Source organism: Aeromonas sp. s7(2024), assembly GCF_040907825.1.
Lineage (GTDB): Bacteria > Pseudomonadota > Gammaproteobacteria > Enterobacterales > Aeromonadaceae > Aeromonas > Aeromonas veronii.
This window is the reverse complement of record NZ_JBFOCM010000041.1, coordinates 26697-39662: the sequence shown is the minus strand read 5'-3', so window position 1 is coordinate 39662 and position 12966 is coordinate 26697. Positions and strand designations below refer to the sequence as shown.

At 61.0% G+C, this 12966-nt stretch carries 11 protein-coding genes; 7 read left to right on the top strand and 4 right to left on the bottom strand.

The genetic code is table 11. The features are described 5' to 3' along the window. Positions 1–23: 23 nt before the first annotated feature. Positions 24–1754 (bottom strand): formate--tetrahydrofolate ligase, encoded by a 1731-nt coding sequence (locus tag AB5Y73_RS19945; RefSeq protein WP_107685097.1) that lies wholly within the window; start codon positions 1752–1754, stop codon positions 24–26. Positions 1755–1821: 67 nt separating this feature from the next. Between AB5Y73_RS19945 and AB5Y73_RS19940 the strand changes: the two genes are divergently transcribed. After that, positions 1822–2250 (top strand): hypothetical protein, encoded by a 429-nt coding sequence (locus AB5Y73_RS19940; RefSeq protein ID WP_042054625.1) that lies wholly within the window; start codon positions 1822–1824, stop codon positions 2248–2250. A 55-nt stretch (positions 2251–2305) separates the two neighbouring features. Here the strand turns inward: AB5Y73_RS19940 and AB5Y73_RS19935 are convergent, their stop codons facing one another. Beyond that, a complete protein-coding gene (locus AB5Y73_RS19935; protein WP_107685098.1) occupies positions 2306–3208 on the bottom strand; it encodes a LysR family transcriptional regulator in 903 nt (300 codons plus the stop codon). A 109-nt stretch (positions 3209–3317) separates the two neighbouring features. Between AB5Y73_RS19935 and AB5Y73_RS19930 the strand changes: the two genes are divergently transcribed. The 4 genes from AB5Y73_RS19930 to AB5Y73_RS19915 all read left to right on the top strand — a co-directional run bounded on the left by AB5Y73_RS19930 (position 3318) and on the right by AB5Y73_RS19915 (position 6307). Continuing rightward, positions 3318–3878 carry a YceI family protein gene (locus AB5Y73_RS19930; protein WP_107685099.1) on the top strand — a complete coding sequence of 187 codons (561 nt, stop codon included), beginning with the start codon at positions 3318–3320 and terminating at the stop codon, positions 3876–3878. Continuing rightward, complete coding sequence (locus AB5Y73_RS19925; RefSeq protein ID WP_107685100.1) at positions 3878–4615, top strand: hypothetical protein; 738 nt, start codon at positions 3878–3880, stop codon at positions 4613–4615. The genes AB5Y73_RS19930 and AB5Y73_RS19925 overlap by 1 nt, the downstream gene beginning before the upstream one ends. Before the next feature lie 182 nt (positions 4616–4797). After that, entirely contained in the window at positions 4798–5922 is a 1125-nt protein-coding gene (locus AB5Y73_RS19920; RefSeq protein WP_107685101.1) for an adenosylhomocysteinase, read from the top strand. 76 nt (positions 5923–5998) lie between these two features. After that, the gene (locus tag AB5Y73_RS19915) at positions 5999–6307 is read left to right on the top strand and encodes a SelT/SelW/SelH family protein (RefSeq protein ID WP_106842650.1); all 309 of its coding nucleotides are present in this window, start codon (positions 5999–6001) and stop codon (positions 6305–6307) included. A 114-nt stretch (positions 6308–6421) separates the two neighbouring features. Here AB5Y73_RS19915 and AB5Y73_RS19910 read toward each other — a convergent pair whose 3' ends face one another. Next, positions 6422–8131 carry a lysophospholipid acyltransferase family protein gene (locus AB5Y73_RS19910; protein ID WP_181497175.1) on the bottom strand — a complete coding sequence of 570 codons (1710 nt, stop codon included), beginning with the start codon at positions 8129–8131 and terminating at the stop codon, positions 6422–6424. A gap of 212 nt (positions 8132–8343) precedes the next feature. Then, a complete protein-coding gene (gene pepT, locus AB5Y73_RS19905) occupies positions 8344–9567 on the bottom strand; it encodes a peptidase T (RefSeq protein ID WP_107685103.1) in 1224 nt (407 codons plus the stop codon). A gap of 1014 nt (positions 9568–10581) precedes the next feature. Between pepT and speA the strand changes: the two genes are divergently transcribed. Both speA and AB5Y73_RS19895 read left to right on the top strand, forming a co-directional pair. After that, positions 10582–12483 carry a biosynthetic arginine decarboxylase gene (gene speA / locus AB5Y73_RS19900; protein WP_005344160.1) on the top strand — a complete coding sequence of 634 codons (1902 nt, stop codon included), beginning with the start codon at positions 10582–10584 and terminating at the stop codon, positions 12481–12483. Between the two features lie 271 nt (positions 12484–12754). Next, the gene (locus AB5Y73_RS19895) at positions 12755–12943 is read left to right on the top strand and encodes a hypothetical protein (RefSeq protein WP_107685104.1); all 189 of its coding nucleotides are present in this window, start codon (positions 12755–12757) and stop codon (positions 12941–12943) included. Positions 12944–12966: the final 23 nt, after the last annotated feature.

Below are 12966 nucleotides of genomic sequence, written 5' to 3'. Positions count from 1 at the left end.
GATGCCAGCCCCCTTACCGACCTTTAGCTAAGTCCAATGATCTCGCCATCTTCATCAATATCGATATGGCGATAGGCAGGCAGACTGCCCAGCCCCGGCATGGTCATGATGGGGCCCGCCAGCGCATAGACGAACCCGGCACCGGCGCAGAGCTTCACCTCGTCGATGGGCACCTCGAAATCGGTCGGCACCCCTTTGAGGGCGGGGTCATGGCTGATGGAGAGCGGCGTCTTGGCCACGCAGATGGGCAAGTGATCCCATCCTTCGGCGGAGAGCTGGGCCAGCTGCTGGCGCGCTCTGTCGGAGAGCTGCACTCCGCGGCCGCCGTAGCCGCACTCCACCAGGGTCGCCAGTTTGGCGTCGAGGCTAGCCTCGTCGGGGTAGAGCAGTTTCACCTTGCCGGGTTGCTCGCAGGCGGCGACTACGGCGCGGGCCAGCTCGCTGGCACCGGCACCACCCTGGGTGAAGGCGTTGGAGATGGCTGCGCCACAGGCACCGGCTTGCTGGGCTTCATGGGCCAGCAGCGCCAGTTCTGCCTCGCTGTCGGTGGGGAAGCGGTTGATGGCGACTACCACCGGCACCCCGTAGCGGCGGGCGTTCCGGATATGCCAGGCGAGGTTGGCGCAGCCCTGCTTGAGGGTCGACAGATCTTCCCCCTGCAGGCTGGCTGGCAGCGGCTGGCCCGGACGGATATCGAGCAGGCCGCTGTTGGCCTTGAGGCCGCGCACCGTGGCCACCAGCACCACGCAGGCGGGGGTAATACCGGATTGGCGGCTCTTGATGTTGAAGAATTTCTCCAGCCCCATGTCTGAGCCAAAACCTGCTTCGGTCACCACATAGTCGGTCAGGCCAAGGGCGATGCGATCGGCGATCACCGAGGAGTTGCCGTGGGCGATGTTGGCAAAGGGGCCGGCGTGCACCAGCACCGGCGTCTGCTCGGTGGTCTGCATCAGGGTCGGCTGCAGCGCATCTTTGAGCAGTACCGTCATAGCGCCCGCTACTTCCAACTGTTCGGCGGTGATGGGCTTGCCGTGGATATCGCGGGCCAGCTGGATGCGGCCAATACGAGCGCGAAGATCCTTGAGATCGCTTGCCAGCGCCAGAATGGCCATCAGCTCGGAGGCGGCGGTAATGACGAAGCGATCGCTACGCTCCACACCATCGGCAGCGCCCCCCTGCCCAATCGTGAGGTGGCGCAGGGCGCGGTCATTCATGTCGAGGGTGCGTGGCCAGAGAATGTTGTCAGCATCGATATCGAGCCGCGGCAGGCCGGTTTTGGCGCTGAACTGGTCGCCGAGTTTGCGCTCATGGAACAGGCGGGCATCGAGGGCTGCTGCCGCCAGATTGTGAGCCGCCGTCAGAGCGTGAAAATCGCCGGTAAGGTGGAGGTTCATCTCCTCCATCGGCACCACCTGAGCGTGGCCGCCACCGGCAGCGCCCCCCTTGACCCCGAATACCGGGCCGAGGCTCGGCTGGCGGATAGTGGCGATGCTGGGCTGGCCGATATGGTTGAGCCCCATGGAGAGGCCAAGGGTGGTCACCGTTTTCCCTTCACCGAGCGGGGTAGGGGTGATGGCGCTCACCAGTACCAGCTTGCCGCTCTGTGTGGGCTGAGACTTGAGCAGGTCGAGGCTGAGCTTGCCTTTGTAGTGGCCATGAGGGCTGAGCAGGTGCTGGGGGATGGCGAGGCGTTCGGCCAGCGCGTGAATGGAGAGACGGGGGGACTGGCGGGAGATCTCGATATCGCTTAGCATCAGCACCTCGTTGGCATATCGGGGTAAAATATGCGGCGCAGTCTAGTGGAATATAACGGGTAATCCAATGACGAAAACGATTTTATTTGGTGAGGGTGAGGTTCGTCAGAATCCTGTTCGGCTGGATCTCAACGCACTCTATCATCCCCCCAAGCAGCCGATGACGGCGCTGGGGATTGTCAGCGCGCTGGTGCCGTTGTTCGGTTTCGGCTGGCAGGCGATGACCCAGGACCCCGAAACCCAGCTGCGCCACGAGATCCGTAAACGGGTCAACAAGCACAAGACCGACGAGGCAAACCTCATTTTGATCCTGCAGCTGGCCGCCATGTTTGACTGCCCCGAGATTGAAGTGGCGCTCCCCTATGCCCTCAGTGAGCAGCAGTTGTCAGTTGTCCGCACCCGACTGCCACGCTGGCAGTTGCACCCCGAGCAGGAGCGTCTGCTAGCCAAGCTCACCCCTGTTGCCGCATCCACCACCGCACCCGACCAGCGTTAGGTTTCAAGCCGGACCAGCAGGCCGGACAGTCAGGCCGTATCCTCTGCTCTGGCAATCATGCCAGCTTATCCCACTGTTGCGGGGCGAGATAGCGCTCCTGCACGAACTCGATAAAGCAGCGCACCTTGGCCGAGACGAAGCGGCGGTGCGGATAGACAGCATAAAGTCCCACATCTCCCTTGTCCCACTCTGGCAGCAGGCTGACCAGCTGCCCTGACCGCAGGGCCTCCCCCACGATAAAGGTGGGCTGCAATATGATGCCCTGATCATCACAAGCGGCGCGGGTCAGCGCCACCCCGTTGTTGGCCCGCAGCGGCCCCTGTGGCCGGATGCTCTGCTGCTCACTTCCCCGTTTGAAGTGCCACTCCGGCTGGGTCAGGGTGTAGATCAGACAGTCGTGCTGTTTGAGATCCTCGGGTTTTTCCGGTCTGCCCTTGCGTGCCAGATAGCCGGGGCTGGCGCAAAGCTCGACCCGAATGGTGGCAAGCTGGCGCGCCACCAGCGAGGAGTCGCTGAGGTGGCCGATCCGCAGCGCCAGATCGAACCCCTCTTCCACCAGGGCCACTCGCCGGTCGCTGTACTCGATATCGAGCTTGAGATCGGGAAAGCGCTGGCGAAACAGCGGCAGGGCGGGGGAGAGGTGCAGATAGCCAAAATCCATCGGCACCGAGAGCTTGAGGGTGCCGTTCGGCTGCTGGTTGTGGTGGGTCAGCTGGCTGTGGGTCTCTTCCAGCTCCGCCAGCAGGGCGAGGGATCGCTGGTAGTAGAACTGGCCCGCCTCAGTGGGATTGACCTGACGGGTAGTACGCGACAGCAGCCGGGTGGCGAGGGACTCCTCCAGCTGCTGCATCAGTTTGGAGGCCATGGCGACCGAGATGCCGAGCTGGTTGGCGGCCCTGGTAAAGCTCTGGCACTCCACCACCTTGATAAAGGTGCGCATGGCGGCGATCTGGTCCATTTTCCATCCTCAGTAAATAATGAATTTAATAAATCACTGATTATTCATCTTCAGAACGAGGTTAGCATTTTAACCACTGATGTGAACCCCAAGATGAAGGAACGAACGGATGAAAATGACCAAGGCTCTGCTGGCCTCCTGCCTGTTTATGGCTACCCCTCTGATGGCGGCGGATTACGATGTGGATGCGGCGCACACCACAGTGCAGTTCAAGGTGGGGCACCTGGGCTTCTCCGAGCTGGTGGGTCGCTTCAACACCTTCAGCGGCACCTTCAGCATGGATGACGCCAACCCGGCGGTCGCCAAGGCGAGCTTTGAAGTGGATGCCGCCAGCGTCGACTCCAATCACGAGGCCCGCGACAAGCACCTGCGCAGCCCGGACTTCCTCGACGTGAAACAATATCCCAAGATGACCTTCGTCAGCTCCGCTTACGAGGGCACCAAGGATAAAGGCGTGCTGAAAGGGACTCTGACCCTGCACGGCGTTTCCAAGGAAGTGGCCTTCGATCTGGTCAAAATTGGCGAGGGCAAGGATCCCTGGGGCGGCTACCGCAGCGGTTTCAACGCCTCCACCACCATCAAGCGCAGTGACTTTGGCGTGAGCTACATGCTGCCCGACATCCCGGACGAGATGAACATCAACCTGTTTGTCGAAGGCGTGCGCAAGTAATGGGCGCGGAACTTCTGCTGCAAACCCTGGCGGCTCCTCTGGGAGCCGCTTTGCTATCGTGGCGCTGGCCGCGACTGGGTTATCTGTGGGGCGCGCTGGCGCTCTGGCTGGTGGGCTCCTTGCTCGGCGGTCTCTATGGTATTCCGGCCAAGGCGTGGCAGTGGCTGCCGCTGACCCTGCTGGTGCCCGCCATTGCGGCTCAGGTGAACGATCTGCGCGGTTCACTGCTGCTCTTTGCGGTGTTCAGTGCGCTGGTGTGGTGGCAGGGATTGGCCTCGGTACTGGCGAGCGAACCCGGGATCTGGCTGGCGCTATTGCCCGCCATCCTCTGGTTTGGTTGGAGCGGTCTGCGCGGTGACAGCCGCGAAGGGCTCGGGTTTGCCCTCGGCTTTATCTGGTTGGCGCTGGTGATTGGCATCGATGGCAGTCTGCTGATTGCCCAGCTGGCCGGTGCGCTGGCCGCTTTAGCCGGTTTTCGCGCCCTGCTTGCCACCTTTGTTGGCATCAAGGTAGCACCCGCCGGTCTGGCGCTGGCCCTCGCCTTCGTCCAGATGCTGGCCTGGCAATATGTGGAGGTGCCGCTGGTGGTGTTGCTGCCGGTCTGGTTGTTGCCGCTACTGGAGTGGTTTTTGCGTGACAAGTCGTTGCCAGTGCGTTGGGGTGGGCTGATCTTGCTCGCCGCGGCGGGAACCGGGCTCAGCCTATGGTGGGTGTGGCCTGCTGCTTCTTTGTACTGATTTTTGCATGAAAAACAGGCAATTACAGTCATTTTTGCATACCCGCTCATACTCTTGGCAGATAATGATTGAGCCACCTATGTGTTTCAGATAAAAAGGTTTTTCATTTTATTTGGACACACACAGAACCCGGCCGCGCCGGGTTCTGTTTGCCTGCTTTGCGGCACATAAGGAGGCCACAGTTGCGCAGTCAAGGATCTGAGCATCTGTTTTTTCGCCATTTCACCGGACAGGGACGCATCGACGGTCTCTGTATTCTGCTGGTCACTCACCTGCTTCCCGATCGCCCCCGTTTTATCGAAGCGCTTTCCCGGATTGGACGGATTGGCGCCATTTTGCCCAAACCGAAATCGGTACATGGCCCGACCCTGGAGTGGGTATCACAACACTATCCGGTGCTGCCCCTCAACCGGCGCTGGACCAATGATCCCGACAGTATCATCCAGCAGATTGCGCCGCTGGTGGCCCCCCACGAGCGGTTGCTGATCCTCGATATTGGCGGTTACTTTGCCAAAACCCAGGTGATCTTGAGTGAATACTTCGGCCCCCGTTTCCTCGGGGTGGTGGAGATGACCGAGAACGGCCATCAGCGCTATGAGCAGGAGGTGCTGGCGACCCCCGTGGTGTCGGTGGCACGCAGTCCCCTCAAGCAGGCCGAGGATATCCAGATTGGTTTGAGCGTGGTCTACTCCGCGGAGTCGCTGGCTCGTAATCTCAACCGTACCTTCAACGTCTGCGAAGCCGTGCTGTTTGGCTATGGCAAGGTGGGGCGCAGCATCGCCCGCGACCTGCGCTGTCGCAACCTCCATCTCGGGCTGGTGGAGACCGATGTGCTGCGACAGGTCGAAGCGCTCTCTCACGGTTTTCGCTTGATCACCAAGGCTGAAGCCTTGAGCCGTGCCGAGCTGGTGATCTGCTCTACCGGCAACGGCTCGCTGGATTTGGCGGATCTGCAGGCGCTGCGCCCCGGCACCATGGTCGCCTCGGTCACCTCGGCCGACGACGAGTTTGCCTTCTCGCTGGCCCAGTTGCCGTGGCCGAGCGAAGAGGTGTGCCCCCATGTGCTGGCCCTCAACCGGCCGGATGGTACCCAGATCTACCTGCTCAACCGGGGTGAGGCGGTCAACTTCGTCCATGGCGCCGTGATTGGTGAATATGTCTATCTGGTGCTGGCGGAGATCATGGAAGGGATCCGGATGCTGGCGGCAGGCCCTCTTGCACCCGGCCTGTTCGAGCTGCCAGAATCGGCGATGCGTACCATTGCCCGCCATTGGCTGGCCGATTTTCATGGGGTTGATCAGCACTGATTTGACCAAACCGGGATCGGCCATTGGGCGGAAGTACGCCACTTCCCGCCATTGTCGCTTTTTTATGGAGTCACTCATGACCGAGTCTGAAACCCTGATCAGCAAACCCCGCATCGAAATCCGCTACTGCACCCTCTGCCGCTGGATGCTGCGCGCCGCCTGGCTGGCGCAGGAGCTGCTCTCCACCTTCGACAGCGATCTGGGGGAGGTGGCGCTGGTGCCGGCCAGCAAGGGGGAGTTCCGCATTCTGGTGGGTGGGGTGCAGGTGTGGGATCGGGTGGTCGATGACGGCTTCCCCGAGGCCAAGGAGATCAAGCAGCGGGTGCGCGATATTATCGCCCCTGAGCGGGATCTCGGCCACTCGGATCGCAAGGCGGCCGAGTAACGCCAGATGGGCCGAGCGCCTCGAAAAGGTGCTGAGCATGAGAGCGAAAGGAGAGGGAGGCGATGGCCTCTCTCTCCTTTTTTGCATTTGGCTGTTTGCCTGGCGCCTGCAGGGTTATAAGCGCGGCTCGGCCAGATGACTGCCGATATAGCGGGCCCGCTTGTGGGACTTGATGCGGCTCACATCGACCCACACCAGCCCGTCGATGCAGTGGTTGAAGTCGGGGTCGATGCCAAAATCCATAAACTGCACCCCGCCCGGCTCGCACAGCTCGGAATACTGCTTGTAGAGGGTGGGGATGGCGCAGCCCAGATTGTCGAGACGGGCCTTGAGTGCTTTGAGATCGGCGCCGTAATCCAACCCCTCGAACAGAGGCTGCGTCTCGGGGTAGGGACGGCGGGAGGGGGCCAGCGCCAGCTCGGGGGCAAAGTGCTGGCGGTAGAAGCTCACCAGCAGATCCTTGGCCGCCGGCGGCAGGCTACCGGAGAGCGACACCGGGCCAAACAGGTAGCGGTAGCGCGGATAGCGGGCCAGATAGGCACCGATGCCGAACCAGAGATAATCTAGCCCCCGCTTGCCCCAGTAGGCGGGCTGGATAAAGCTGCGGCCAAGCTCGATGGCCTGCTCCAGCCGGGGCAGCAGCTTATCCTCGAAACCAAACAGGGTGTGGCTGTAGAGGCCATCCTTCCCCTTGCTGGCCAGCAGCTCCGCCACCGGGGCGAACCGGTAGGCACCGATAATGTCGAGTCGGGCCGGATCCCAGAGGATCAGGTGGTGATAGTCGTTGTCAAAACCATCGAGATCCCGCCGCTTGCCAGACCCTTCCCCCACCGCGCGAAAGGCGATCTCCCGCAGTCGCCCCAGCTCGCGCAGGATCACCGAGTGACTCAGTTCATGGCGGCGGTAGAGGTAGATCTCCTGACCATCCGGGGTGGTGCCGAGCTGTTCGCAGCTTTCGATGGCCTGTTTGAGTTGGCGGCGATCCTCCGGCAGGGCGATGGGGGCCTCGGTCTGCAGCCGTCCCGCCTTGCCATGGCCAATCCGGTAGAGGTGGTTGCGCACCAGCCGCGCCGCCGTCTTGGCGGGCAGCTCCTGAAAGCTGCCGAGCGGAATGCGCGCTCCTATGGTCACCGGCAGGGTCTGCCCCTGCTGGCGAAACAGCTGGCGCACAAGCAACAGGGCGGAGGCGGGCTTGTTGAGCCAGGAGGCGAGATAGAACCAGAGGCTGTTGCGTCCCCCCAGATGGATGGGCACCAGCGGGGTACGGGTGCGCTGGGCCAGCTTGATAAAGCCTGCCTGCCAGGGGCCATCTTTCACCCCCTTGAGGCCAAGCCGGGATACTTCGCCTGCGGGGAAGATCACCAGCGCCCCTTCATGGGCGAGGTGCTCGTTCATGGCGAGGATGGCCTGTCGATCGGTCTTGCCCTCCATATTGTCTACCGGTAATAGCAGAGGGCGCAGCGGCGCGAGCTGGGCCAGCAGCTGGTTGGCGACGATCTTCACATCGGGGCGGATGCGACCGAGCAGTTGCAGCAGCGCCAGTCCGTCCAGCGAGCCGATGGGGTGGTTGGCGACAAGAATGACCCGGCCGCTGGCGGGAATATGCTCCAGCTGCGCCTCGCTGACCCGATAGTCGAAATCGAGCTGTGTCAGCGCCTGCTCGACAAAGTCGAGGCCGCGCAGGTGCGGGTAGCGGGTGGCAAAGTCGGCAAAGGCACGTTCGTTGAGCAGCCAGCCCAACAGCCGCTTTAACAGCGGGGTGAGCAGGGGGTAGCCAAGCAGGCGGGGGAAGTGCTGGGTCAGCAGGGTATCGATAGTGAACATCTGGAGGGCTCCGGCGATCCGTTGCTCCCAGCATGATCTGGCACTGTTCCCGCGACATGTCAGCGGGATGACAGTTTGATGGCAGCGGCAGCCAGTAGCTCCTGAGCGACCCTCCCCCGGTTTCCCTTTCCTGATGGGGGATGGCCAGATAGCAAGGGAGGAACCGGTAAACCGGCTCCCCCTTGGTTGTCGCGGTAAAGATAGCGACCCGATTAACCGCGCCAGGCTGCGGTGAGGCGCACCAGCTCCACCAGGGTGGCGACCGATTTCTCCATCGATTGCAGCGGGATGAACTCGTGCTTGCCGTGGAAGTTGTGGCCACCGGTGAAGAGGTTGGGGCAGGGCAGGCCCATAAAGGAGAGGCGGGCGCCATCGGTACCGCCGCGAATGGGCTTGATTTTCGGCACCACGTCGGCGGCCTCCATGGCAGCCTTGGCCAGCTCGACGATATGCATGTGCGGCTCGATCTGGCTGCGCATGTTGCGATAGCTGTCGGTCAGGGTCAGCTCGATGCGGGCCTTCGGATACTCGGCCTGCAGGGCGGCCACCCGGTTCTGCATCTCGGCTTTGCGTGCGGCGAAGTGCTCGTCGTCGAAGTCACGGATGATGTAGTGCAGGGTGCTCTCCTCCACGGTGCCGCTCATCTGGGCCAGATGGAAGAAGCCCTCATACTCGTCGGTGCACTCCGGGGTCTGCTCGGCAGGCATGGCGGCGTGGAAGCGGGCGGCCAGGGTTTGGCTGTTGATCATGCTCCCCTTGGCGGTGCCGGGGTGGACGTTATTGCCGATAAAACGAACTGTGGCGCTGGCGGCGTTGAAATTTTCATACTCCAGCTCGCCCAGTTCGCCACCATCCACGGTATAGGCCCACTTGGCCGGGAATCTCTCCAGCGGGAACAGGTTGGCGCCGCGGCCGATCTCTTCATCCGGGGTAAAGCCGACCCAGATATCGCCACGGGGGATCTCGGGATGGGCCTGCAGGTGGTCGATGGCAGTGAGGATCTCGGCGATACCCGCCTTGTCGTCGGCGCCAAGCAAGGTGGTGCCGTCGGTGGTGATGAGATCCTGACCCAGGTAGTTTTTCAGGAAGCGGTAGTCACGGATGGCGAGCACCTCGTCACCCTTGCCAAGGCAGATGTCGCCGCCCTGATAGTTTTCGATGATTTGCGGTACTACGTGCTCCGCCTCGTAGTCGGCGGTGTCCATGTGGGCAATCAGGCCGATGGCGGGGGCGTCCGGCTGGTTGCCTGGCAGGCAGCCGGTGAGGTAGCCGTGCTCATCCAGAGTGACCCGGGTTAGCCCCAACGCCTTCATCTCTTCTTGCAGGGCGCGGGCAAAGATCAGCTGGCCTTCGCTGCTGGGGCAGGCTGGATTGGTCTCATCGGAGCGGGTATGAAAAGTTACGTAACGCAGAAAACGCTCAAGCAGGGTATCCATTAGTCAGCCTCTAACCGATTGTGAGCGGTCATTGTGGCCAATCCGTGCGGGGCACTCATTGCGTCAGCGCAGGTTTTTCACATTTTTTGACGCAAGGGAAGAGCGGCGAATGTGCGGCGCGCGGGGCAACGTCCGGGAGGGAGATCGCATAAATGTGGCATTTATTACAATATTTAGGCGCTGGCGGTGGCGACCAAATTCCCCTCAGAGACCGCACAGCAAGGCGTCAGCCCAACCATGGCGTTTTCGCACACTTTTCAAGGGGAAACCGGGCTGTCGCATAACCTGCGCCATCCCAGAGCCTGCCTGCCCGCCAGCAAGATTTGATCGACTTATTAAAAGGGGATTTTGAACACTATTTTTTATTGTCACTGCCCGCGGTAAGTGTGTACACTCCGCGCCGATCCAAGGGCAACCCTGAAGCAGGCAGAGCCGCCAGAAACCCGACCGATCATACGCCTATAGGGCGAGGCACGCAGAAACGACAGACACTGCTGGGGAATGGTTTCTTTAATACCGGTTAGGCTCCGGTATCAGGGAGAACAACAGACTCTCATCCTTCATTTGACCGAGTGGGCCACCGGCTCATCATCTTCCCTTGTCATGGGCGGTCACTGACGGTGAGGTGGGCTGTGGTTGTTGTCGTCTATCAACACGCATGCGTGCTGGCGCCTTCGCTTCTCTTCCTTGGAACCCTCTCCTTCTGTCGGGATCGCTGCCGAATGATGAACTGACGGCGTGGCTGATGTCGTCTGTCATCAAAGTACCGCGGCGCTACGGCATAGTGGCACCGCATACCGTTGAGCTTGATGTAAAGCCACCAGCCCCACATCAAGACTCGTTACTTCCCCAAGATCCACCAGGCAGCCTCTGGCTTGCCGCGATGTGCAAAGGGTTGGTTTGGGTGGCTGCGTCTCGTGATGGCAGCGCTCGCCGTACTCTGCACTAGATGGTCTGGATGTGATTGAGGGTAACGAAGGCGACTTCCCGTCGCTCATTTGCGAGGCATAGCCCATGACTAACTGGTCCAGCAAGGACTCCTTGAAGGTCTACAACGTTCCCTACTGGGGTGCGGGTTTTTTCAATATCAATGACGCCGGTCATGTGACCGTCGCCCCCGACAAATCACGCCCTGACGCGCATATCGTGCTCTCTGACGCCATCGAACAGTTGCGTCAGTCCGGGCTGACCACCCCCGTGTTGCTGCGCTTCCCCGACATTCTCAAGAGTCGGGTCGATGCGCTGTTCAACGCCTTTGGTCAGGCCATCGAGAAGTCAGGCTATGAAGGGGACTACCTCTGCGTTTATCCGATCAAGGTAAACCAGCAGCGTCGTGTCATCGAGACCATCAGCCAGTCCTACAGCGACAAGCCCCGGCTTGGCCTGGAAGCTGGTTCCAAACCGGAACTGCTGGCCGTGCTGTCCCATCACCATGAGCAAGGCTCGGTGATCGTCTGCAACGGTTACAAAGACCGCGAATATATCCGCCACGCCCTCTTGGGCAACCTGATGGGCCACAAGGTCTACATCGTGGTGGAGAAGCCCTCCGAACTGGAAATGGTGCTGGACGAGTCAGCTCGTCTCAATATCAAGCCCAACATCGGGGTGCGTGCCAAGCTCGCTTCCACCGGCTCCGGCATGTGGGAATCGAGCGGCGGCTCCATGTCCAAATTTGGTCTCTCCGCCTCCCAGATCCTGGCGCTGATCGAGCGTCTGCGCGGGCTGGGCAAGCTGGATTGCCTGCAACTGCTGCACTTCCATCTGGGCTCCCAGATCGCCAATATCCGCGACATTCAGGGCGGCATCCGCGAGTGCGGCCGTTTCTACGCTGAACTGCGTCGCCTCGGTGCCAACATCGAAGTCGTGGACGTCGGTGGCGGCCTGGGTGTGGACTACGAGGGAACCCGTTCCCAGAGCCACTGCTCCGCCAACTACAGCCTCTCCGAGTACGCCAACAACGTGGTGTGGGGTATCGGCGATGTCTGCCGCGAGTTCGATCTGCCGCACCCGACCATCATCAGCGAGTCTGGCCGTGCCCTGACCGCCCACCACGCCGTGCTGGTCACCAATATCATTGGTGCCGAAGGGGTGGAGATGAACGACATCAGCGCGCCGGACGAAGATGCGCCGACCATTCTGCAGAACATGTGGAAAGGCTGGCTGGATCTGCGCAGCGAAGATCCCTCCCTGCTGGAAATCTTCCATGACTCGGTAGCCGATCTGGGTGACGTGAATACCCAGTACACCATGGGCCTCTTGAACCTTGAACAGCGTGCCTGGGCCGAGATGCTGCACCAGAACACCTGTCTGGCACTCAAAGAGATGCTCAACCCGGTCAACCGCAACCACCGTGCGCTGGCTGACGAGCTGAGTGAAAAGCTGGCGGACAAGTGCTTTGCCAACTTCTCCCTGTTCCAGTCCCTGCCGGATGCCTGGGGTATCGGTCAGGTATTCCCGGTGATGCCGCTGGCCGGTCTCGATCGTCCGCTTAGCCGTCGCGGTATCCTGATGGATATCACCTGTGACTCCGACGGTCAGGTCGAGCACTATGTCGACGGTCTGGGGGTCGAGAGCACCCTGCCGATGCCGGTCTACGGCGAGAACGAAGAGTGCCACGTCGGCTTCTTCCTGGTCGGCGCCTATCAGGAGATCCTCGGCGATCTGCACAACCTGTTCGGTGACACCCACTGCGCGGAAGTGTGGCTGGACGAAGAGGGCAAGATGGACATTCGCAACGTGGTGCGTGGCGACACCGTCGACCAGCTGCTGCGTTACGTCAACATCGACCCGTCCGTGATCCGCGAAAACTACCAGCGGATCGCTGCTCACCCGGCGCTGGACGATGCCACTCGCAAAGCCCTGCTCGACGAGCTGGAGCTGGGCCTGCAAGGCTACGCCTATCTGGAAGACGAATAAGCCTTCTGTTTGCCCCTCGCTTTTGAGGGAAAATGAAAAACGGCGCCTGCGGGCGCCGTTTTTGTTACCGGGGAACATCCGGCGATTTGACGGTGTGCTTGGTCCATCTTCATTCGGATAATCTATGGTGGCTCGGGGCATCCTCAGACCACAGATCTGGCTGATATCTGTCCCTTTCAGCCGCTTCCCTTGATCTGCATCAAGCGTGAACCTCGGTGGTTATTTTACGGTCAGGAGTGATGTTGATGGAATGTAACAAAAGGATATGCATATGGATCTGAAAAGGGACCCGAGATGCTATACCGACGTCTGTATCGACGGTAAGTGGTATCACTACGACCACTGCAGCACCAACGTCTATATGCTGATGGGAGGCGCCGCGCCGAGCCTTCAGCTAGCCTATGAGCCGAGCAGCGAAGAGGAGCTGATCGAGATGCTCCAGCAGCTGGGGCGCTTCTGACTTACCGAATTGATATCTTGCCA

Bases quoted from the DNA above. Each gene is read 5' to 3' on its own strand.
- AB5Y73_RS19915 (WP_106842650.1), top strand. From the start codon at position 5,999: ATGACCGAGTCTGAAACCCTGATCAGCAAACCCCGCATCGAAATCCGC.
- AB5Y73_RS19945 (WP_107685097.1), bottom strand. From the start codon at position 1,754: ATGCTAAGCGATATCGAGATCTCCCGCCAGTCCCCCCGTCTCTCCATT.
- AB5Y73_RS19895 (WP_107685104.1), top strand. From the start codon at position 12,755: ATGGATCTGAAAAGGGACCCGAGATGCTATACCGACGTCTGTATCGAC.
- AB5Y73_RS19935 (WP_107685098.1), bottom strand. From the start codon at position 3,208: ATGGACCAGATCGCCGCCATGCGCACCTTTATCAAGGTGGTGGAGTGC.
- AB5Y73_RS19940 (WP_042054625.1), top strand. From the start codon at position 1,822: ATGACGAAAACGATTTTATTTGGTGAGGGTGAGGTTCGTCAGAATCCT.
- speA (WP_005344160.1), top strand. From the start codon at position 10,582: ATGACTAACTGGTCCAGCAAGGACTCCTTGAAGGTCTACAACGTTCCC.
- AB5Y73_RS19925 (WP_107685100.1), top strand. From the start codon at position 3,878: ATGGGCGCGGAACTTCTGCTGCAAACCCTGGCGGCTCCTCTGGGAGCC.
- AB5Y73_RS19930 (WP_107685099.1), top strand. From the start codon at position 3,318: ATGAAAATGACCAAGGCTCTGCTGGCCTCCTGCCTGTTTATGGCTACC.
- AB5Y73_RS19910 (WP_181497175.1), bottom strand. From the start codon at position 8,131: ATGTTCACTATCGATACCCTGCTGACCCAGCACTTCCCCCGCCTGCTT.
- pepT (WP_107685103.1), bottom strand. From the start codon at position 9,567: ATGGATACCCTGCTTGAGCGTTTTCTGCGTTACGTAACTTTTCATACC.